This window comes from Nocardia sp. NPDC051750 (genome assembly GCF_044453135.1).
In the GTDB taxonomy this organism is placed as follows: Bacteria; Actinomycetota; Actinomycetes; order Mycobacteriales; family Mycobacteriaceae; genus Nocardia.
This window is the reverse complement of record NZ_JBITCK010000005.1, coordinates 337,057-356,681: the sequence shown is the minus strand read 5'-3', so window position 1 is coordinate 356,681 and position 19,625 is coordinate 337,057. Positions and strand designations below refer to the sequence as shown.

The window sequence follows — 19,625 nt, the reverse complement described above, 5'->3', positions numbered from 1 at the left end:
AGCGGTCGACGCTGCTGACAGGTGGACCAGCCGGAAGCTACTGCCACGTCGAGGTGAGTGCAAGGCTGTGTGCCCACCGTGCCGGACGCGCGCCGCGCCCGGCGGACTTTCTCAACGGCAAGATCTGCCACGGCTCCTTGGATCTACCGGCAGTATCGAAGAGCTTCGTCGAGCCATCGGGTGAGTCGCTGTGGGTCGGTGCCGCGCCAGGCCAGGTGGGCGTCGGGGCGGATGAGTTGTACGTCCGGTCGGCCGGTGTTGTGTTCGGCGATCAGCGTTACGACGTTGTGGCCGAGGCGGGTTGCCGGTGCGGTGAAGGGGGTGGCGGCGCCCCGGCCGGGTATCAGCAGGACCCAGTTCCGGCCCAGGTGGTTGTAGAGATCGGTGGGGTTGCCGTCGATATGTCGGCAGGACAGGTTCGGGATGCGGTCGCCGGGCCTGGGGGAGCGTCCGATGCGGGAGCGTATGCCGCGATTCAGGGGGCCGCGGCGGTAGGTGACCCAGAGTTGGGACGCTAGCCGGCTGGCTCGGCGCTGCACGGACGGCATGGCGGCGATCGGTACGAGCAGCCGCCGCCGGAGGAACCGGTAGAAGGGGCTGCTGCCGACTTGCAGGCGGGTCGCGGTGGTGGTGTTGCGCAGCACTTCGGTGGCCAGTGGCCGGCGTTCGGCCTCGTAGGTGTCGAGTAGGGCGGCCGCGGCGCGTGCTCGGAGGACGAGACCGAGTTTCCAGGCGAGATTTTCCGCGTCACCGATTCCGGTGACGATTCCTTGTCCGCCCAGGGGGCTGTGGATGTGGGCGGCGTCGCCGGCGAGGAAGACTCGGCCGCTGCGGTAAGTGTCGGCGAGCCGCCGGTGGACGCGGAACACCGAGGTCCATGCGGAGTCGGTGATGCGGATGTCGGTGCGGCCGGTGCGTTCCGGTATCAACTGCCGGAAGCGGTCGACGATCTGTTCCGGACTTTGCTCGTCTTCGCTGCCGGTGGGGTCGTAGGCCATCAGTCGCCACAGGTTGTCCGGGCGGCCGACTTCGTGCATCGGTACGGCGAACAGGGGGCCGTCTCGGTGGGGCCAGCCGTGCCCGCCGGACCGGTCGACGGGCCACTCGGCGTAGACGTCGGCCAGCAGGAACCGTTCGGTGAGCCGGACCCCGGGGAACGGGATGCCGGTCAGCTTCCGCACGGTGCTGTGCGCACCGTCGCACCCGGCCAGCCATCGGCAGCGGACGGAAGCGCCGGTGTGCAGGGTTGCGGTGACACCGCTGTTGTCCTGCGTCATGCCGGATATCGCGCAGTTCCATTCGATCTCGGTGCCCAGTTCGCGGAGACGCTGCCGTAGTTGTTCTTCCACATCGGCCTGCGAGGCGTACAGGGCCGGGCGTGCGGTTCCCGGTCCGAGGTCGCCGAAACGTACTGTGACGGCCGGTTGGCCATCGAGATACTGGGTGACGGTGAGGGCGGTCAGGGAGCGTTCCGGTAGATCTCCGAGTGCACCGATACGTTCCAGGACCTCCGTGCCTCGGGCATGCAGGATGTTCGCCCGTGAGGTCGTCGCCGGCCCCGGCGCCGCATCCACCACCCGCACGTCGGCGCCATGTAGACGCAGGGCGCAGGCCAGTACCAGTCCGGTGGGGCCGGCGCCGACGACGAGTACATCGGTTTCCGCAGCATTCATGACAACCTCGTGGACTCCGTCGCTGATACGTCGGAACGGTTCCGTTCCGTATATGAGAATATGCGCCCGGGCTGATGGAACGCAACCGTATCGTTCCGTTCCATTAGACTGGCTGCGATGACCGATCCGACCCGCTCCCGTCCCGCTGGCGCGGCCCTGCTGCGCGGGCATGTCACCGATGCGATCACTGCCGCCGCGTGGGACGAGATCGCGGAATGCGGTTACTCCCGGATGTCCATGGAAGCGGTAGCGCGTCGCGCCGGTGTCGGCAAGGCGGCGATCTATCGGCGCTGGGGATCCAAGCAGGCCATGATCGAGCAAATCGTGGCCGATCTGACATGGAACGCTGTACCGGTGCCCGATACCGGGTCGCTCCGTGGGGATGTCGCTCGTTACGTCGCGGATGCCACCGAGGCTCGCAACGATGAGCGCACGACCCGGATTGTCGCCGATCTGGGGGCCGAAGCGACCCGGAATCCGCGGCTGGCCCAGGCCTTCTACTCCGCGTTGCGGCAACCCCGCAGAGACGCCGGCGCGGCCATGCTGCGCAGAGCGGTCGACCGGGGTGAGCTTCCTGTCGACCTGGACACCCACCTTGCCCTGGACTGCCTGGTCGGGCTCGCCCATGCGCGACCCCAGACGCTCTCGGCCGCAGGTGAGCGGGTAGACCCCTACTCGCAGGACCGGTTGGTCGACGTGATCCTCACCGCCCTCGCTGCCTGCAGCCAGGAGTCCGGGTTGTGAAGAAGGTGGGCGAATCCAGGTAACCCGGTGTGTCCCGTGAGACGCCCGATTTGTGGCGACCGGCGGTTTTCGACATCCAGCGGTGGGTGACTGTTCACCTACTCGGGGATCAACACGACACTTTCATCTAGATGAATGTAGGGCGTGACCACATCAGCCCCGCTTCGCCGACTCCCCGTCGGCAGCACGTACAACTTGCGCGATATCGGTGATTACCAGGTGGCGGGCGGTGCCCGGACCGGCTGGGGCCGGCTGTTCCGCTCCGACGCCGCCCGATTCACCGAGGGTGCCGAGATCGCCGGTCTCGGCCTGCAGACCGTGATCGACTTGCGCGACGACGCCGAGATCGCGGTGCTGCCCACCGGTCTCGACGCGTTCGTCCCAAAGGTTCTCCACCGGCCCCTGGATCCCCGTTCACTGCTGTCCGCGCTGCCGGACGGCTCGCCGGACCCGCTCGGCGAGCTCTATGTGGCGCTCGTTCGCCAACGGGGCGCCGAGCTCGCGGCCATCGTCGCCGACCTCGCCCGGCCGGGTGCGCTGCCCGCCCTCGTGCACTGCGCCGCGGGTAAGGACCGCACCGGTGTGGTGATCGCTCTCGTGCTCTCCGCCATCGGGGTTTCCGACGATGTCGTCGCCGCCGACTACGCGCTCACCGCCGACTATCTCACCGCCGACTTCTTCGCCGCGGTACCGGTGGAATCCGGCGCCGCCGACCCCACCGACGAGGTGCTCCGCGGCGCTCGCCCCGAATCCATGACCGCGATGCTGCGGGTGCTCACCGCCGAATACGGCGGCGCCCGCGCCTACCTCACCGGCCACGGCGTGCCGGACGAGGCCATCGACCAGCTCCGCATCACCCTCACCCGCTGATCCCAGAGGAGATTCCCCATGAAAATCGTGCAGATTTCCGATACCCACCTGACCGCGTCCGGCGGCCCCACCACAGCCGCGTTCCGGCTCCTGGCGCAGCATCTCAACGAGGAGGTCCGGCCCGACCTGGTCGTGCACTCCGGCGATATCCAGGTCCTGCACCCGGACGACGCCGCCGACCGTGCCCACTCCCGTGAGCTGCTCGACCTGATCAGCGCTCCGCTGCTGGTGGTTCCGGGCAACCACGACATCGGCATGCCCGGTCTCAACGCCTGGGCGGGCCTCGGCGTGACCGATGAGCGCGTGGCCGCTCACGAGTCCGCGTTCGGCCCCGGCCATTGGCGCCATGACACCGACGAGGCGATCCTGCTCGGGATCAACAGCGAACTGCTGGGTTCCGGCCTGCAGCTCGAGGCCGACCAGTGGCGCTGGCTCGAAGAAACCCTCGCCGACCTGCCCGCGGGCCGCCCGGTGCTGCTGTTCCTGCACAAGCCGCTGTGGGCGGTCACCGACGAACCGGTAGACCATCAGGTCGATATCGGGCCCGTTTCCCGCGACCGGCTGCTCGGGCTGCTGGCGCAGATCGAGCTGCGCGCTGTGGGCTGCGGACATCTGCACCGCTACCGGCAGACGCAGCGGGACAACGCGATCGAGGTGTGGGCGCCCGCCACCGCGTTCCTCGCATCCGGCGAGGGCGGTCTTCCGGAAGCGCGGGAGGAGCTGGGCTACGTCGAGTACACCGTGGCCGGCGGCGAGGTCACCGCCGAGTTCCGGCTGGTGCCGGGGATGCCGCAGATCACCACCGATGACGTCCCCGAGATCGCCCAGGCGATCGAGGCCATGACGGCTGCCGCGGTCTGATGGCGACACTCGAACTCGACGGGATCGTCCGCCGTTTCGGTGACACCACCGCGGTCGCCGACGTCTCGCTGACCACCGAACGCAACGAATTCCTGGTGCTGCTCGGTCCCAGCGGCTGCGGTAAGACCACCCTGCTGCGCATGATCGCCGGACTCCTTCCGCCCAGCGAGGGACGCATCCTGGTCGACGGCAAGGATGTCACCACGCTGCCGCCGCGGGAGCGCGACCTGGCGATGGTCTTCCAGAACTACGCCCTCTACCCGCATCTGACCGTCGAGCGGAACCTCGGTTTCGGCCTGAGTGTGCGCAAGACCGGTAAGCAGGAGATCCGCCGCCGCGTCGACGAGGTCGCGGAGCTGCTCGACCTCGGCCACCTGCTGCGGCGGCGCCCGAAGGAGTTGTCCGGTGGGCAGCGGCAGCGGGTGGCACTGGGGCGCGCGATGGTGCGTGAACCGATGGCGTTCCTCATGGACGAGCCGCTGTCCAACCTCGACGCGAAACTGCGGTCGAGCACCCGGACCCGGCTCATCTCGCTGCACCGCCGGCTGGACACCACCTTCGTCTACGTCACCCACGATCAGGTCGACGCGATGACCATGGCCACCAAGGTCGCGGTGCTGAACGAGGGCCGGGTCGAACAGTTCGGTACCCCGGTGGAGATCTACGACGAACCCGCGTCGGCGTTCGTGGCCGGGTTCATGGGCGCACCGCCGATGAACCTGCTGCCTGCCGAGCTGGGTACCGGGCTCGACGGTCAACTCGTATTACAGGCTCCCGGAATGGAAGTCGAGCTGCCGTACCGCGCCGGTGACGACCCAGGCGTCCGCGAGGTGCTGCTGGGTGTGCGCCCGGAACATCTCGTCCCGGTGCCCGCCGATCACGACGGGCCCACTCTGCGAGGGCGCGTCGATATCGTCGAGAACCTCGGCAACGAGGAGATCGCCCAGGTCGAGATCGGGGACCTGCGGGTGAGCGTTCGCGGCGCCCGGCCGATCCACCTCGTGCCCGGCGATATCACCACCCTGGCGGTGCGTCCCGAGCATGTCCACCTCTTCGCGCGGCAGAGCGGCCGGCGCCTCACCTGGGAGCCCGAACGGGTCCCCGCCCTCGTTTCGTGAAGGTGATCCCCATGAAGTTCCCACGCGTCCTGCCGGTTCTGGTGGTCGCGCTCGCCGCAGCTCTCTCCGGCTGTGCCACCATCCCCACGACCTCGGATACGGGGTCCGGCGCGGCCACCGAGATCATCCCCGAACTGGCCCCCGGCCAGCAGGTTTCGATCCGCTGGGAGAGCTACAACCTCGCCAGCGCCGGCATCTTCGGCGATACCACGCGGGGCCTGGTGGCCGAATTCGAGCGCCTGCACCCGAATATCGATGTGGAGGCGGTGCCGCCGCAGGGCTCGTCGAACGAGATCGCGCAGAGCGTGCAGCGCCAGGTCATCGCCGGCAGCCCGCCCGATGTCGCCCAGCTGACCTTCGCCGACCTCCGTTACACCGCCAGTGATCTCGGCGCCAGGCCACTCGATGCCCTCGTCGGCCGCGACGAGGTGCAGAGACTGCTCACCGACGGTCCGCACCCCTACGCTCCCCGGGCCGCCGTGCTCGGCGATGTCGACGGCACCACCTACGGCATCCCGTACGTCTTCTCGACGCCGATGCTGTTCATCAACGCCGACCTCTTCCGCAAGGCCGGACTCGATCCCGCGAACCCGCCGAAAACCTGGGACGAGGTCGCGGCCGCAGCCCAGGCCATCGCCAAGGTGCCCGGTACCAGCGGTGGTGCCTACCTCAGTTGCCTCGATGCTGCATCGGGCGGCGACTGGTGCCTCACCGGGATCGTCCGGTCCGCGGGTGGCCGGCTGTTGTCCGAGGACGGAAAGTCCCTCACCTGGACCGATCCCGAATCGGTCGCCGCGTTCGACGGTATGCAGAAAATCGCCCAGGCCGGTCCGAACGCACTGCCGAATCTCAGCGGATCCGACGCGCAGGACGCGTTCCTGCGCGGCAACCTCGGCATGCTGCTGACCTCGGCCGCCCTCCAGAACGCCATACTCGAATCCTCCGCGGGCAAATGGCAGGCGGCCGCCGCACCCATGCCGGGCTTCGGCAGCACTCCGTCCGTGCCCACCAACTCCGGGTCGGCGTTGTTCGTCATGACCGGCGACCCGGCGAAGCAGCGCGCTGCCTGGGAACTGATCAAGTTCCTGACCAGCGCCGAAAGCGAGACCACGATCACTTCGAATATCGGGTACGTCCCCCTGCGTGCCTCCCTGATCGACGACCCCGACTATCTTCAGGCCTTCGCTGACGAGCACCCCGGCTTCGTCCGGCCCAATGTCGCCCAACTCGACCGGCTCGAACCCTGGGTCTCCTACCCCGGGCCGAACTACCAGCAGATCCGCACACTGCTGAGTAAAGCCACCGACGAGATCGTGTTCCGCGGCGCCGACCCACAGCAGACCTTGTCCGCCGCGCAGACCAGCGCCCAAGCCCTCATGCCGAAATGACCGCCGTCCTCGACCGGCCGGCTCCCGGACGCTTCGTGGAAACGGCCCCGCCGCCGAAGCGGAGCGAACCGCGTCCGGTGGCCCGCCGCCCGCTGCTGCGGCGGCTCGCCGGTGGTGTGACGCCCTACCTCTATCTGGTGCCGGCTTTGGCCGGGCTGGTGGTGTGGGTGTACTCGCCGCTCGTCCAGACCATCCAATTATCGTTCTACGACTGGAATCTGGTGCCCACCTCACCCGCCCGCCCGGCGGGCTGGTCGAACTACGCCGAGGCATTCGACCTCCCGCAGCTCGGCCGGGCAACCCTGAACACCCTGCTCTACCTCCTCGCGCTACTGCCCTTCACCATCGTCATCCCGGTGGTGGTCGTGCTCCTGTCGCAACGGGTGCACGGCCGGGCCCGCGCCTTCTACCGGACCGCGATCTTCGCGCCGTATCTCATCGCCCCGATCGTCACCGCCATCGTGTGGCGCTGGCTGCTCGATCCCAACGGCGGGCTGGTCAACCAGGTACTCGGGCTGTTCGGTGCCGCACCGATTTCCTTTCTGCGCGACCCGAAATGGGCGATGTGGTCGATTGTGGTGATCGTCGGCTGGCAGCTGCTCGGCTTCGCCGTCCTCGTCGTCTCCGCGGGCATGTCCGGCATTTCCGACGACTACGCCGCCGCCGCTCGCACCGACGGCGCCACCGAACGTCAGATCACCCGGCGCATCACGCTGCCGCTGCTGTCGCCGACACTGTTGTTCATGGCGACGCTGACCATCCTGTCCGCCGCCCAGTTGATGTTCCCGATGATCCAAACCCTCACCCAGGGTGGTCCCGGCGATTCCACCACCAACCTCTACTACCTCCTCTACGACACCGCATTCGGCTCGTTCGACGTCGGCCTAGCCTCCGCCGCCAGCGTGCTGTTCTTCCTCGGCTTCGGGCTCATCGCCTGGGGTGCGGTGTGGCTGATGGACCGCTGGAGCTTCCATGACGACTGACCTGACCACGCCCGAAACTGTCGCCCGCACCCGCCGATTCGATATCTTCGGCGGCCATCTGGTCCTGGCCGCGATCGCGGTGTTCAGCCTGGTGCCGATCATCTGGATGTATGTCACCGCGCTGCGCCCCCGCGACGATGTGCTGGGTCAGTCCGTGCTGCCCAGCGGGGTCAGCCTGGACAACCTGCGGGCCGCCGCCGACCTGCTGCCGCTCGGCGGCCTCATCGGCAACACCGCGCTCATGGCCGTCGGGGTCGCGGCCTGCCAGCTGTTCACCGCGCTTCTCGCCTCGTATGCTTTCGGGCGCTGGCAGTTTCGCGGCGAACGGCTGCTGTTCCTGATCTTCGTGGCGACCTGGCTGGTCCCGTTCCAGGTCACGATGCTGCCCAACTACGTCCTGCTGTCGGACCTGGGCTGGCTCAACACCCTCACCGGCGTGATCGTCCCGCAGATCACCGCGCCGTTCGCGGTGCTGCTGCTGCGCCAGCACATGCGCTCGTTCCCGCGTGAACTGCTCGACGCCGCCCGCATGGACGGCCGCTCGCACTGGAACACCCTGTGGACCGTCGTCGTGCCCTCACTGCGCGGACCGCTCGCCGCACTGGCCATCCTGCTGTTCGTCACCGCGTGGAACGAATACTTCTGGCCGTTGCTCGTGCTGTCCGACCCGTCCTCGGTGGTCCAGATCGGTTTGCGCAGTCTGATCACCGAAGCCGGAACCGACTATGGTGCAATGATGGCCGCCGCCGGGGCCCTGTGCCTGCCCATCCTCGCCGTCTACATCCTGCTGCAACGCCAGGTCGTCAACGCGTTCGTGCGCTCCGGGCTGAAATGACCGCTACCCGCAACAGCAGACAGGGCCGTGTCCCGCTCTACCGCCAAGTGGAAACCGAACTGCTGCGCCGGATCCGGGACCGCGAACTCACCCCCGGCCAGCGGCTCCCGACCGAACCCGAGCTCGCCGCGGAATGGGGGGTCAACCGCCTCACCATCAGGCAGGCCGTCGGCGAACTCGCCCGCGCGGGTCATGTCGTCGTCCGGCAGGGATCGGGGACCTACGTGGCCGAGCCGCCACTGGTCATCGATCTCGGTCTGCCGGCGATGCCGTCCACGGACGCCGACGCGGGCAGTACCGCCTCGGTCGCCGACTACGTTCAGCAGGACCAGACCGAGACCCTGGTCGACATCACCGACCGGGATACCGCCCGCGACGCCGCCGAAGCGCTGGAAACCGCAGCGCCCTTCATCCGCGTCGACACCCTGGTCCGAACGGGCGAGCAGCCGTTCATGGTGTGCAGCTACTGGCTCGAGGCACGCCGGTTCGCCGGCTTCACCGGGCTGGTTACCGAACGGGTCGCGCTGTTCCAGATCCTGCACGAACGCTACGACCTCCGGCTCCGCCACTCCTGGCGCGGTCTCACCGCAACGGTCGCGAGCACGGCGGACGCCGGCCTGCTCGAGGTGCCACCGGGAAGCCCGGTGATGCTCCGGGACGGGGTCAATGTCGACACCGATCGCCGCCCCACCATGTACCTGCGCCGCCGGCTCCGCGGCGACCGGATCCGGTTCACCATGCACTACGACAGCGCCTAAGTCCTGACCTGGAAGTCGTCGAGGCAGCGGTGCGGGTCATGCCGCTTGCTATCCGGGTCCCGTCGCTCGGAAGGCGTTCGAGCCGGACCCGCAGATAGGCAGGTCCTCATTTGCCCTCGAGTTCGCGGCGGACGGTGGCGGCGCCGCCGCCGAGTACGTGCTCGCCCCGGCCGCGTCCCTGGCACCCGCGCCCCGGACCGCCGATCTGGTCGACGCCGCCGCGCTACCACTCACGGGCCTGGCAGCCTGGCAGCTGCTGTTCGAGCTCGCCGAACTGAAGCCCGGGCAGAATGTCCTGGTCAATGGCGCGGGAGGCGCGGTCGGCAGCCTCGTGGTGCAGCTCGCCGTCGCGGCGGGAGCGCAGGTGACCGCGGTGGATGCGCCGCAGAACGCCGGCCGCCTTCGCGGCTACGGCGCGCACCGGACCGCAGGTCCGCTCGACCTCGCCGCGGGCCCCGCCGATATCGGTGGCCCGTTCCAGGTGGTGGTGAACCATGTGCGCGTCTCTCCGCAGGAGCTCTCCCGGCTGACGTCCTACGTCGCCGATGGTGGGGCGGCGGCCAGCTCCGCGGGTCCGATCCCCGAGGACCCGTCCCGCGGGGTGCGCAGCGCGAATCTGTGGGTGCGCAGCGACGGCACCCAGCTGGCCGATCTGGTTGCCCAAGTGGATGCCGGCACACTCCAGCTCCACGTCGCCGCCCGTCGCACGTTCTCCGAGTTGGCGGCTGTGCATGCGGACGCCGGCGCGGGGCGGCTGCCCGGCAAGACTGTCGTGCTCGTTCCCTGACTCCACCTCACCGATCGGGCCCCACCGTTCGCCCTCGATCGCGGACCGGCGCGGTCGGCGATCGACGTGAGCTGAGCCGTCCGTGATGAGTGCCTCGACCTCGGCGAGCGCGGCGGCCGATCTGTACACCGGTTGGGCCGGCCGGTCTCCGTCCCGATTCGGTGCACTGTTTTCAGTGGGCGTGGATCTGGGGCGGTGGGGGTGGTTGTTTGTAGCCGACGCCGCCCAGTATCAGTCGTTGTGCGGGCCGTCGTGGTCGGGTCGGTGGGCCCGGAGGCCACCAGTCGTCGAGTTGGGTCAATCCGGGTTCGATGAGGTGTAGTCCGTCGAAGTATTCGAGTTGCTGTGCGCGGGTGCGGAACCGGGCCGGGCCCAGACCGCTGGTGGTGAAGGCCCGTTCGAGTTTCGTGGCGAGGGTGTGCAGTTCGGGGTATTCGTCGGCGGGGTCCCAGAAGTTGGTGGTGGCCAGGTAGGAGCCGGCGGGGAGGCGTGTGGTGTAGTCGCGCACGACGGCGGCGGGGTCGAGGCCGTCGTCGAGGTGGTGCAGGAGCCCGCAGACGAGCAGGCCGATCGGCCGGTTGGTGTCGAGATGACTGGTCACTTCCTGGTTTTCGAGCAGGGTGCCGGGTTCGAGAAGGTCGCCGCGAATGTAGCGGGTGTTCTCGTTCTGGACCAGTAGTGCGCTGCCGTGGACGGCGCAGAGGGGGTCGTTGTCGACATACACGACTCGGGCGTGGCGGTTTTCGTATTGCGCGACCTGGTGGGTGTTGAGCGTTGTCGGCATCCCGGCGCCGATGTCGAGGAACTGATCGATTCCGGCCGTACCGGCGAGGTGGCGGATCACCCGGTGCAGCCAACGGCGGTTCGCTCGGGCTACCGCGTCGTAGCGGGGTGCGACGTGTTCGATATGCATGTAGGCGGCACGGTCGACGTCGTAATTGTCTTTTCCGCCGAGGCTGTAGTCGTAGACACGGGCGATACTCGGGCGGGTGGTATCCACACCGACCGGGCCGCGAGCATAGATCGGCGGCTGCGAGGACAGGGCGGGAATGGTCATGGGCTCGCTCACGTTGGTGTGAACTGCAGGATGCAGGGGTAACGGTCGGGACGGATGAACGCGCGCTGCCACATCGCTGCCCCGTCGCCGGTCTCGAGCCGGGCCTCGATACAGAAAGTGGCGCTGCCGGCGGGAATCCCGAGGACTTCGCACACTGTGGGTTCCGGAGCCGTGGGCACGGTGGTCTGACCGGCAACAGTGAGCTGACCGGATTGCCGGGCGGAGGTATCGAGCAGAAGGCCCGCGAACTCGGCCGGTACCGAATCCGTTACGTCGGAGAAGATTTGCAGACAGATCAGCGGCGCCCCGTCGGCGCGCAACACCCCGGTGTGGACCGTGAGCAGGGTGTGCGGGTCGTGGTCCAGCCGCCCGGCGATCTCCGGCGAATGGTGCTCACTCGTCGTGGGTGTGTCGACGGCGGTGCGGACACCGAGCGCGGCGAGGGTGTCGAGCAGCCGACGCAGCACGGTGGGTGGGGCGGTTACCCGTCCACCCACGCGGGGGCGGCGCTCGATGCCCTCCAGATGCCGGACCGCTTCTCGGACAGTGTGTCTGCTCACCCCATAGTGCTCCATGAGTTCCCGATCGCCGGGAAAGCGGTCCGTGAACTCTCCGGCGGCCAGCCGTGCGCGCAGGTCGGCCAGCACCGTGGCCCACAAGCTCGGCCCTGGTCTCGAATCTTTCGGCACCGCAACTCCTCTCACTTGCCCGTCTGCCGGTAACAGGCAGCGGTACAAGCCCCGATCAGCCATACTTGGTGAGGCCAATAGTCCGTACGATACGGCAATAGTCCGGACAATTCATACTTCTCGACGAGACACAGGGGTAACGATGACGAAGGCTCATACGCTCGACATCTCGGCCTACGAGGCCACCAAGGCCGCAGTGGCCGGCGACGCGACCACCGGCGCCGGAGCGTTCCGTACGGTGACGACCTGGACCGAGGGCGCCCAAGCGCGCACCACTGCTCGGTCGTTCACTCTGGAGACCGACGAGCCCGCACCGTTGGGTGGCACCGACAAGGCCATCGATCCGATGGAGTTGGTGCTGGCCGCAGTCGGTACCTGTCTGACAATCGGCTGGGTGACCCAAGCTGTCCAACGTGGTGTGGAGTACCGGAATCTGCGGATCGAGGTCACCGGTGACTACGATCTGCGCGGCTACCTCGCGCTGGATCAACAGGTCCGGCCGGGGTTCAGCGGCGTGAACTATGTGGTGCACGTCGACACCGACGCCCCCGCCGAGGTCCTGGAAGAGATCCGGGCGGCCGCGGAAGCGACCTCGCCGATGTTCGACAACGTCAAGAACCCCACCCCCCTGCAGGGTGTCATCGAAAAGATCTAACTCGAAAAGTCGTGACGCGATCCCCGGTGTCAGCCCCGCCGCGTCGACGGTCGTGGCGGCAGCCATGCGAAGTTCAGCCAGAACGCAGCCCGTGAGACTCGGAACGTTACCCGTTGGCGGGGGTCTGGATGTGCACGTCGTGGGGGTGTTCCGGTCGCCGGGTGCGGTGTCCGGTCGGCCGGCCCGGTCCAGGGCGGGGAACTGCCACAGCCGCGATAAGGAGGACCGCGCCGAGCGCGATCACCGCATACGGCCACCACTGGCGAGGAGCGGTCACAACAACCGGGTGTCCCGCCGCGACAGTCGTGGTCGGCAGTGCGTCGGTCGCCGATCGCACGTTCTCTGCGATCCCGTCCACGACACCGGCCACCGGGCCGACACCGTCGACGAGCATGCCCGTGCCGTCGGTCAACGCGCGGCCACCGTCGTCGAGAAGCACGAGACCGTCGCGGAGCTGACGGGAACCGTCCGCCGCCAGGGCCATACCCGCGGTGAACTGAGCAGCGGGGTCGGTGAGTTCGAAGGCGAGTTGCTGCGCACCGGCACGCAGCTGACTCAGCTGGTCGAGGGTGTCCGGTCCCAGACCCTGGGTATTCAATACCTCGATCAACGAACGTAATTGCCCGGCCGCATTCCGCGAGACCGGGTCCGGTGACGCACCCAGTACGTCGGCGACAGATGTCAGCTGCGTGACCACATCGCCCTGCATCGCCCCGAACCCGGTCAGCCGGTCGACAACCTCGGTAACGCCGCCACTGATCTGGGTGGCGCCGTCGCCGAGCAACCCGACGCCACCGTGCAGCTGTCCGAGCCCGTCCGCGAGTTGCTGACCACCGTCCCGCGCCTGGCGCAGCCCGTCGGAGAGCTGATGAGCGCCGTCGTCGAGCTGATGGCTGCCATCGGTGAGCTGCCCGACACCACCGCCGAGCATCGCCAGTGGCAGGCTCACCTGTTGCAAGCTGCTTCGGGTGGAATCGATACCCACGGGCTCGGACGCCTGCTGGACCGAGACGGACGTTTCGGGAGTCTCGAGGTAGGCGAACGTGGCACCGACCCCGACAAGAATCAGGCCGGACACGGCGATGCACAGGATTATCAGACGGGGACGCACGACCACGCAAGGTAATTAGTGAAAGTAAAAATTCAGCTATCTACTCTTAAGGATTCGATGAGACCGGCCGCCGCAGCATCCGGCGGCGGAGCCAGGTGCAGAGCGAGGACCAGCCTTCATCAGAGCGTAAACCAGCGCGCGTTCCACCACACCCATCGACCAATTGAGCGACAGTGCCCGAGGGTGCGGGGTCCGGTCACGAATCAGAGAATCTGGCGAAGGAACTGCTGGGTTCTTGGATTCTGCGGATTGTCGAAGAATTGATCCGGGCTCGCGTCTTCGACGATTCTTCCGTCGCACATGAAAACGATGCGATCGGCGGCCGCTTTGGCGAAGCCCATTTCGTGGCTGACGACGACCATGGTCATCCCCTCGTCCCGCAAGCGGATCATCACGTCGAGTACTTCTTTGACCATCTCGGGGTCGAGTGCGGAGGTGGGTTCGTCGAACAGCATGACTTTCGGTTTCATGGCGAGAGCCCGGGCGATTGCTACTCGTTGCTGTTGCCCGCCGGACAGCTGCGAAGGATAGTTGTCGCCCTTGTCTCCCAATCCGACCAGTTCGAGCAGCTCCCGGGCCTGCCGGCGCGCGACGTCCTTCGGGGTGCCCAAGACATGCCGCGGACCCGACGCGACATTGTCCAGCGCTGTCATCATGGGGAAGAGATTGAAGCTCTGGAACACCATGCCGGTGTGATGGCGTTGTTTCGCGAGCTGGGCTTCCGGGAGCGGGCGTCGCCGGTCGTCGTCGGTGAATCCGATCATTTCGCCGCAGACACGAATCGTGCCCGATTCGATGGTTTCGAGGCAGTTCAACGTCCGGAGCAGGGTGCTTTTCCCGCTCCCCGAGGGGCCCAGTAGCAGGACCACTTCTCCTTTGCTCACGGTGAAGTCGATTCCGTCGAGCACAACCAGATCGTTGTAGGCCTTTGTCATGTTCCGGACTTCGACCATCATCGGGGTTTTCTCCAGGACCTCGGTCATCGATTCACCGCCTCTGCCTCCAGTGCACTGTCGTCCAGGACTTTCGAATCCCGGGTGCCCTTACGTTTGTAGTTGCGGTCGTAGCCCCGCCCGGCGCGGGTTTCGAGCATCCGCTGGATCAAGCCCCACAGAGTGGTCAGGACCAGGAAGTACAACGCGGCCGCACACAGTCCTTCCAGTACCCGGAAATTGACCTGTACCAGGAACTGGGTTCGCCGGAGGAGTTCCTGAACAGAGATCACCGACACCAGGGTCGTGGTTTTCAGGAGCCCGTTGAAGCTGTTTCCGAGCGGTGGAATCATCACGCGCAGCGCCTGGGGGAGCACGACCACCCGGAACACCTTCGCCGGCGACATTCCGAGCGCCCGGGCGGCTTCGGTCTGACCGGCGGGCACGGACATGAGACCCGACCGCACGATCTCGGAGAGGTAGGCCGCTTCGTTGAGCACCAATCCGAGCAGTGCGGCCTGAATCACTCCGAGCTTGATCCCGACCTGCGGCAACCCGGTGTAGATGATGACGAGCTGAACCAGGAGGGGAGTACCGCGCATCAACCAGACATAGAAGCCGGAGACCGCGCGCAGCGGCAGGAACCGCGACGACCGTGCCGCGGCCACCACCACCGCGAGAACCAGGCCGAGAATCATGCTCACGACCGTGAGCCAGATCGTGACCCACGCGCCTTCGAGTAATTGCTCGCTGGTCAGGATGGAAAAGAATGCGTCCCAGGACCACATGGGGATGCCTTTCGGATAGTGCGGTGGATCAGCTGTCCAGCGGACCTGTACTCACGGCGATATCGCCCTCGTACCCGTGGACGCCGTACTGACCGAACAGATCCGGGAGGTAACCGTCCGCGCGCATCTCGGTGAGCACCCGCGCCACCTCGGTCGCCGCCTTGCTGCCCTTGGCGAAGCCCATGGCCAAGGGGGCCTCGTTGATTCCGCCGACGGCCGTCTCGAACCGTCCGTCCTTCTGGTAGAAGGACGTGACCGACTCCACGATCGACGCGCCGTCGATCTGCCCGGCGGACAGTGCCTGGTAGGCGTCGGCGTTCGTCTTGAACGTCTGGACGTTCAGCGGGGGCTTGCCGTCGACGGCGAACTGCGCGGCGAGTTCGGTCAGGGTGTCGAACTCGTACCCGGGCGCCTCGACTCCGATGGTCTTGCCGGCCAGGTCGTCGATACGGGAGATCGACTCCGGGTTGCCGGCCGGAACCGAGATGGAGACCGCTTGTACCTCGTAGGGCACGAGGTCGATGGTCTCCGCCCGTTCCGGTGTGTAGAACATCCCGGTATCGATCATGTCCCAGCGGCCGCTCTGTACCCCGGGAATCTGCGCGTCGAACTCGATATTGACGAACTTCGGCACGAGGCAGAGGCGCTTCGCGAGCTCTTTGCCGAGGTCGACCCGCATGCCGGTGACTTCACCGTCGGCGTCCACGTACTGCATGGGCGGGAGGGTGGCGTTGGTCGCCATGGTCAGCGCGCCCGCTTCCGCGAGGTCGGCGGCGCCCAGCGTCGGTGAGCAATCCGCCGGGGCGGCGACCTCCTCGGCCGAGCTGCATCCGGTGACGGCGGCGGCAGTGACGACCGCTACCGCGAATCCGATGATCTTGTGCATTGACGAGCCTTTCGAGATGAACTGCACCGCAGCCGAGGTCGAGAAAAAGTCGAAACCGATTCGCCTGTAGTTATGGGATCGATTGCATAGAGAGTGGCAAAACTTGGGGTGACCGTCAATACGGTTAACGCGTCCGGCACCGAAGTAATCAACTGTTAACGAGACGGCGGATCGGGCGACGAATTCGGGTGGGCGCCATCCCGCGAACGGCATGATTCACGTTCGATCAGGCGCGCACCGATCCGATACGTCCGGCCGTCCGGTTCGGCCGCGTCGTTGATCTGCTGGAAGAGCAGATCCATCGCGACGTTCGCCAGTTGCGCGGCACCGTTGTCCACCACGGTGATCGCCGGTTTCCACATCGCCAGCCACGGCATGTCCTCGTGGCAGACCAGGGACAATTCGCTCGGGAGGGATATGCCGCGTCCCGACAGCGTGGGCAGGATGCCGAATACCGCCTCGTGGTTGGCCGCGTACAGCGCGGTGATCGGCGCGGGCCCGTCGAGCAGGGAGTTCACCGCCTCGGCGCCGAATTCGGTGGTGAACGGGCCTTTGCGGACGAGGTCGTCGTCGACCTCGATTCCGGCGTCGGCCAGCGCCAGGCGATACCCCTCGAACCGCTCCCGGCCGGAGGTCGCGTCGGCGGTGCCGCCGATGTAGCCGATGCGCCGGTGTCCCAGCGTCAGCAGATGCGCGGTGGCGTCCCGGGCGCCGTCGAGGTCGTCGGCGAGCACGGTGGAGGCCTTGCTGCCCGGCACCGACCTGATGAGGTTGACCACCGCGCGACCCTGCGACAACAACGTGTTGGAGGCGGTCGCGCTGCGGCCGCTGCCGATGACGATCGTGCCGTCCACCCCGTGCTCGTCGAGCATCGCGAGGACATCGTTCTCCCGGCCGGGATCCGCGTCGGTGATGCACAGGATCACCTGGAACCCGCTCGCCGACGCTCTTTTCTGCACCACTTCCGCGACCGTGTGGAAGGTCGCGTTCAGCAGGTTGTTCATCACCAGGCCGATCAGATGCGATCTGTTCGACCGGAGTGCGCTCGCGGCCCGGTTGGGCCGGTATCCGAGCGTGCGGGCGGCGTTCTCCACCGCCGCCCGGGTCTCGGCCGAGATCAGCCTGGATCCGCTCAGTGCGCGTGATGCGGTACTGCGCGATACGCCCGCGGCGACCGCCACATCAATCAAAGTGACCGCCATCGACTCCTCTTGTCTCCATTCCGTTTCCCGGCTTCCGGTATTCGACACCGCCGGCGTTACAACCACGTTTCCGGCTTGACGGCGGGTGTCCTGTGACGGCAGTGTATGCAATCGATCCCATCATGGTCGGCAAAATGACCATCTCCGGTGGATTTCCCTCGAAAGGCATCAGCACATGAATCGCGATGACGTCTCGTGGTCCGGATACTGGCCCGCGGCCCCCACACCGTTCACCCCGTCGGGTGCCCTCGACACGGAGGCGCTCGGGTCGCTGATGAACCTGTACGCCGGTATGGGCGTGAACGGGGTGCTCGTCAACGGCAGCACCGGTGAATGGTTCAGCCAGACCGACGACGAGCGCCGGACCGTGACCGAGGTGGCGGTCGAAGCCGTCGCCGGCCGATTCCCCGTCGTCGTCGGTGTCAGCGCGTACACCGCACAGCAATCCTCGGCGCTGGCGGTACACGCCGCCGCGGCCGGCGCCGACGGTGTGCTCGCCACACCTCCGCCCTACGTCCACACCTCGCCCGACGAGACGCTGCAGTTCTACGCCACGGTTTCCGCGGCGACCTCGTTGCCGTTCATGGTCTACAACTGGCCGCGCGGTGTCTCCGTCGATATGGGCACCAGCCCGGGGCTGTTCTCCCGGCTGGCCGACCTCGACAACGTCGTGGCGATCAAGGACAGCACGGGGGACTGGCTGTCGATGCTGGACACCGTCGAAGCGGTGGCCGGCAAGGTCCGGGTCTTCGGCAGCTTCCTGCACCGCCGCGGTCTCGCGGCGCTGCTCGAACTGGGTGGCGACGGCAATATCGACGGCGGCGGCGTCGGCGCACCGTTCGCCGTGCCGTTCTACCGCGCGGTGGCGGCCGGCGATGCCGAAACCGCTCGCGTCTGGGCCGACAGGTATCGCGCGTTCTCCGGGCGGCTGATCAATGGCGACTACAGCGGTGTGTTCGCCTCACCCATTCCGCAGCTGAAAGCTGTCATGAACCTGCTGGGCCAGCCGGGCGGTGCGGTGCGCGAACCACTGCTCCCGGTCACGGATGCGACGACCCTCGCGGCCCTGCAGAACGTCATCGACGAATCCGGTATCGCCGAAGCGTCGGCGCACACGCTGGGAGCCGGCAGTGCACACTGAGGTCGACGCTGTTGTCATCGGTGCCGGAATAGTCGGCGCCACTACCGCATTGGCGCTCACCCGGGCGGGGTGCCGGGTGGCCGTCCTGGACCGGACGACACCGAACACGGCAGGCTCGGGCACCACCGCGGGAAACCTGCACATCCAGACCATCCACGCTCGCCGGCCCGGCCAAGGCGTCGCCGTCGATGTCGAACGCCTGCTTCCGCTGCAGAAGGCGACCAGCGGACTGTGGGACGAGCTCGCCGGATCCGTCCCCGATCTCGGTCTCGTCCGCTGCGGCGGATTCATGGTCGCCGAGACCGAGGACCAGGTGCGCCGATTGCGCACCAAGCACGAGTGGGAACGCGCCGCCGGGATACCGACGGAGGTGCTGACCGGCGACGAAGCCCGCCGCGCGCTCCCGCTCCTCGGCCCGGAGATCGAGGGCGCCACCTGGTGCGGGTGGGACGGTTTCGCCGAACCCGATATGGCAGGCCCGGCCTTGTTACGCCAGTCGGTCGCCGAAGGCGCGGCCGTGCATGCGGATACGCCCGTGACGGCGCTGCACCGGGTGAACGAGACGTGGGAGGTCGGCACACCTGCCGGGACCTGGCATGCGCCTGCGGTGATCGACGCCGCCGGCCCGTGGATGGCCGATATCGCCGTACTGGCCGGGGTGCGACTCGACCTGACCCCCATGTCACTGCAGATGCATTCCCTGGCCGCCGCCCCGAAGTCGCTCGAGGTGCTGGTCCAGCACGTCGGTGAGGGGATGTCGATCAAACAGGACCGCCGTAACCGGCTCGTCCTCGGCGGTGGATGGCCCGCGGGACCGTTCCACCCCACCGGCCCGGCTCCGATCCTGGAGAGCAGCACCACCGGCAACCTGGCCCAAGTGGCCCGGCTCCTGCCGGACCTGTCCGATGCGCAGCTCCTCGAGACATGGACCGGGCCCGTCGTCACCACCCCCGACGAAATGCCCGTCATCGGTGAACTCGACGGCGCACCCGGGCTTTTCGTCGCCGGTGGTACCTATTCGTTCACCTTCGCACCCCTGTGGGCAGAACTGCTCACGGCACTGGTGCTCGGGAAGGAGACCGGGCTCGACATCTCGGCCTATGCTCCCTCCCGCCTCGTTCGACTTCCGGCGCAGTAAAGGACTTTT

General features: G+C 67.3%; 20 protein-coding genes. 12 read left to right on the top strand and 8 right to left on the bottom strand.

Translation table 11 applies throughout. From position 1 onward, the window contains the following. Nucleotides 1–143 precede the first annotated feature (143 nt). On the bottom strand, nucleotides 144–1,673 hold the full coding sequence (locus tag ACIA75_RS23485; RefSeq protein ID WP_397107404.1) for an FAD-dependent monooxygenase: 1,530 nt from the start codon (nucleotides 1,671–1,673) through the stop codon (nucleotides 144–146). 117 nt (nucleotides 1,674–1,790) lie between these two features. Here ACIA75_RS23485 and ACIA75_RS23480 point away from each other — a divergent pair, with 117 nt between their 5' ends. The 9 genes from ACIA75_RS23480 to ACIA75_RS23440 all read left to right on the top strand — a co-directional run bounded on the left by ACIA75_RS23480 (nucleotide 1,791) and on the right by ACIA75_RS23440 (nucleotide 10,017). Further along, nucleotides 1,791–2,417 (top strand): TetR/AcrR family transcriptional regulator, encoded by a 627-nt coding sequence (locus ACIA75_RS23480; protein WP_397107402.1) that lies wholly within the window; start codon nucleotides 1,791–1,793, stop codon nucleotides 2,415–2,417. Between the two features lie 144 nt (nucleotides 2,418–2,561). Further along, on the top strand, nucleotides 2,562–3,287 hold the full coding sequence (locus tag ACIA75_RS23475; RefSeq protein ID WP_397107400.1) for a tyrosine-protein phosphatase: 726 nt from the start codon (nucleotides 2,562–2,564) through the stop codon (nucleotides 3,285–3,287). A gap of 18 nt (nucleotides 3,288–3,305) precedes the next feature. Then, on the top strand, nucleotides 3,306–4,148 hold the full coding sequence (locus ACIA75_RS23470; RefSeq protein WP_397107398.1) for a metallophosphoesterase family protein: 843 nt from the start codon (nucleotides 3,306–3,308) through the stop codon (nucleotides 4,146–4,148). Then, nucleotides 4,148–5,266 carry an ABC transporter ATP-binding protein gene (locus ACIA75_RS23465; protein ID WP_397107396.1) on the top strand — a complete coding sequence of 373 codons (1,119 nt, stop codon included), beginning with the start codon at nucleotides 4,148–4,150 and terminating at the stop codon, nucleotides 5,264–5,266. Before ACIA75_RS23470 ends, ACIA75_RS23465 begins: the two co-directional genes overlap by 1 nt. 11 nt (nucleotides 5,267–5,277) lie before the next feature. After that, nucleotides 5,278–6,654, top strand: a complete 1,377-nt coding sequence (locus tag ACIA75_RS23460; protein WP_397107394.1) for an ABC transporter substrate-binding protein — start codon at nucleotides 5,278–5,280, stop codon at nucleotides 6,652–6,654. Next, a complete protein-coding gene (locus ACIA75_RS23455) occupies nucleotides 6,651–7,637 on the top strand; it encodes a carbohydrate ABC transporter permease (protein WP_397107392.1) in 987 nt (328 codons plus the stop codon). The genes ACIA75_RS23460 and ACIA75_RS23455 overlap by 4 nt, the downstream gene beginning before the upstream one ends. Beyond that, nucleotides 7,627–8,472, top strand: a complete 846-nt coding sequence (locus tag ACIA75_RS23450) for a carbohydrate ABC transporter permease (protein WP_397107390.1) — start codon at nucleotides 7,627–7,629, stop codon at nucleotides 8,470–8,472. Before ACIA75_RS23455 ends, ACIA75_RS23450 begins: the two co-directional genes overlap by 11 nt. Next, nucleotides 8,469–9,230, top strand: coding sequence for a GntR family transcriptional regulator (locus tag ACIA75_RS23445; protein ID WP_397107388.1), 762 nt, complete (start codon nucleotides 8,469–8,471; stop codon nucleotides 9,228–9,230). The genes ACIA75_RS23450 and ACIA75_RS23445 overlap by 4 nt, the downstream gene beginning before the upstream one ends. A gap of 157 nt (nucleotides 9,231–9,387) precedes the next feature. Continuing rightward, nucleotides 9,388–10,017: a zinc-binding dehydrogenase gene (locus tag ACIA75_RS23440; RefSeq protein ID WP_397107386.1), complete on the top strand. Its 630-nt coding sequence runs from the start codon at nucleotides 9,388–9,390 to the stop codon at nucleotides 10,015–10,017. A gap of 172 nt (nucleotides 10,018–10,189) precedes the next feature. On the opposite strand, the gene ACIA75_RS23435 is transcribed toward ACIA75_RS23440, so the two are convergent. Both ACIA75_RS23435 and ACIA75_RS23430 read right to left on the bottom strand, forming a co-directional pair. Beyond that, a complete protein-coding gene (locus ACIA75_RS23435; RefSeq protein WP_397107384.1) occupies nucleotides 10,190–11,074 on the bottom strand; it encodes an SAM-dependent methyltransferase in 885 nt (294 codons plus the stop codon). A gap of 8 nt (nucleotides 11,075–11,082) precedes the next feature. Then, entirely contained in the window at nucleotides 11,083–11,763 is a 681-nt protein-coding gene (locus tag ACIA75_RS23430) for a GntR family transcriptional regulator (protein ID WP_397107382.1), read from the bottom strand. Nucleotides 11,764–11,905: 142 nt separating this feature from the next. Here ACIA75_RS23430 and ACIA75_RS23425 point away from each other — a divergent pair, with 142 nt between their 5' ends. Beyond that, entirely contained in the window at nucleotides 11,906–12,418 is a 513-nt protein-coding gene (locus ACIA75_RS23425; protein ID WP_397107380.1) for an OsmC family protein, read from the top strand. Nucleotides 12,419–12,524: 106 nt separating this feature from the next. Here the strand turns inward: ACIA75_RS23425 and ACIA75_RS23420 are convergent, their stop codons facing one another. The 5 genes from ACIA75_RS23420 to ACIA75_RS23400 all read right to left on the bottom strand — a co-directional run bounded on the left by ACIA75_RS23420 (nucleotide 12,525) and on the right by ACIA75_RS23400 (nucleotide 17,337). Further along, nucleotides 12,525–13,529: a hypothetical protein gene (locus tag ACIA75_RS23420; RefSeq protein WP_397107378.1), complete on the bottom strand. Its 1,005-nt coding sequence runs from the start codon at nucleotides 13,527–13,529 to the stop codon at nucleotides 12,525–12,527. A gap of 203 nt (nucleotides 13,530–13,732) precedes the next feature. Next, a complete protein-coding gene (locus ACIA75_RS23415; protein WP_397108004.1) occupies nucleotides 13,733–14,482 on the bottom strand; it encodes an amino acid ABC transporter ATP-binding protein in 750 nt (249 codons plus the stop codon). A 26-nt stretch (nucleotides 14,483–14,508) separates the two neighbouring features. After that, the gene (locus ACIA75_RS23410; protein ID WP_397107376.1) at nucleotides 14,509–15,249 is read right to left on the bottom strand and encodes an amino acid ABC transporter permease; all 741 of its coding nucleotides are present in this window, start codon (nucleotides 15,247–15,249) and stop codon (nucleotides 14,509–14,511) included. 28 nt (nucleotides 15,250–15,277) lie between these two features. Continuing rightward, nucleotides 15,278–16,135 carry an ABC transporter substrate-binding protein gene (locus tag ACIA75_RS23405; RefSeq protein WP_397107374.1) on the bottom strand — a complete coding sequence of 286 codons (858 nt, stop codon included), beginning with the start codon at nucleotides 16,133–16,135 and terminating at the stop codon, nucleotides 15,278–15,280. A gap of 155 nt (nucleotides 16,136–16,290) precedes the next feature. Then, a complete protein-coding gene (locus ACIA75_RS23400) occupies nucleotides 16,291–17,337 on the bottom strand; it encodes a LacI family DNA-binding transcriptional regulator (RefSeq protein ID WP_397107372.1) in 1,047 nt (348 codons plus the stop codon). Between the two features lie 175 nt (nucleotides 17,338–17,512). On the opposite strand from ACIA75_RS23400, the gene ACIA75_RS23395 reads away from it, so the two are divergent. Both ACIA75_RS23395 and ACIA75_RS23390 read left to right on the top strand, forming a co-directional pair. Then, nucleotides 17,513–18,478 (top strand): dihydrodipicolinate synthase family protein, encoded by a 966-nt coding sequence (locus tag ACIA75_RS23395; RefSeq protein ID WP_397107370.1) that lies wholly within the window; start codon nucleotides 17,513–17,515, stop codon nucleotides 18,476–18,478. Next, a complete protein-coding gene (locus tag ACIA75_RS23390; protein ID WP_397107368.1) occupies nucleotides 18,468–19,616 on the top strand; it encodes an NAD(P)/FAD-dependent oxidoreductase in 1,149 nt (382 codons plus the stop codon). The genes ACIA75_RS23395 and ACIA75_RS23390 overlap by 11 nt, the downstream gene beginning before the upstream one ends. The last annotated feature ends 9 nt before the right edge of the window (nucleotides 19,617–19,625 follow it).

Excerpts from the sequence above, each read along its gene's own strand:
- ACIA75_RS23485 (WP_397107404.1), bottom strand. The coding sequence starts at position 1,673 with ATGAATGCTGCGGAAACCGATGTACTCGTCGTCGGCGCCGGCCCCACC.
- ACIA75_RS23480 (WP_397107402.1), top strand. The coding sequence starts at position 1,791 with ATGACCGATCCGACCCGCTCCCGTCCCGCTGGCGCGGCCCTGCTGCGC.
- ACIA75_RS23470 (WP_397107398.1), top strand. The coding sequence starts at position 3,306 with ATGAAAATCGTGCAGATTTCCGATACCCACCTGACCGCGTCCGGCGGC.
- ACIA75_RS23465 (WP_397107396.1), top strand. The coding sequence starts at position 4,148 with ATGGCGACACTCGAACTCGACGGGATCGTCCGCCGTTTCGGTGACACC.
- ACIA75_RS23460 (WP_397107394.1), top strand. The coding sequence starts at position 5,278 with ATGAAGTTCCCACGCGTCCTGCCGGTTCTGGTGGTCGCGCTCGCCGCA.
- ACIA75_RS23455 (WP_397107392.1), top strand. The coding sequence starts at position 6,651 with ATGACCGCCGTCCTCGACCGGCCGGCTCCCGGACGCTTCGTGGAAACG.
- ACIA75_RS23450 (WP_397107390.1), top strand. The coding sequence starts at position 7,627 with ATGACGACTGACCTGACCACGCCCGAAACTGTCGCCCGCACCCGCCGA.
- ACIA75_RS23445 (WP_397107388.1), top strand. The coding sequence starts at position 8,469 with ATGACCGCTACCCGCAACAGCAGACAGGGCCGTGTCCCGCTCTACCGC.
- ACIA75_RS23435 (WP_397107384.1), bottom strand. The coding sequence starts at position 11,074 with ATGACCATTCCCGCCCTGTCCTCGCAGCCGCCGATCTATGCTCGCGGC.
- ACIA75_RS23425 (WP_397107380.1), top strand. The coding sequence starts at position 11,906 with ATGACGAAGGCTCATACGCTCGACATCTCGGCCTACGAGGCCACCAAG.
- ACIA75_RS23415 (WP_397108004.1), bottom strand. The coding sequence starts at position 14,482 with ATGGTCGAAGTCCGGAACATGACAAAGGCCTACAACGATCTGGTTGTG.
- ACIA75_RS23410 (WP_397107376.1), bottom strand. The coding sequence starts at position 15,249 with ATGTGGTCCTGGGACGCATTCTTTTCCATCCTGACCAGCGAGCAATTA.
- ACIA75_RS23405 (WP_397107374.1), bottom strand. The coding sequence starts at position 16,135 with ATGCACAAGATCATCGGATTCGCGGTAGCGGTCGTCACTGCCGCCGCC.
- ACIA75_RS23400 (WP_397107372.1), bottom strand. The coding sequence starts at position 17,337 with ATGGCGGTCACTTTGATTGATGTGGCGGTCGCCGCGGGCGTATCGCGC.
- ACIA75_RS23395 (WP_397107370.1), top strand. The coding sequence starts at position 17,513 with ATGAATCGCGATGACGTCTCGTGGTCCGGATACTGGCCCGCGGCCCCC.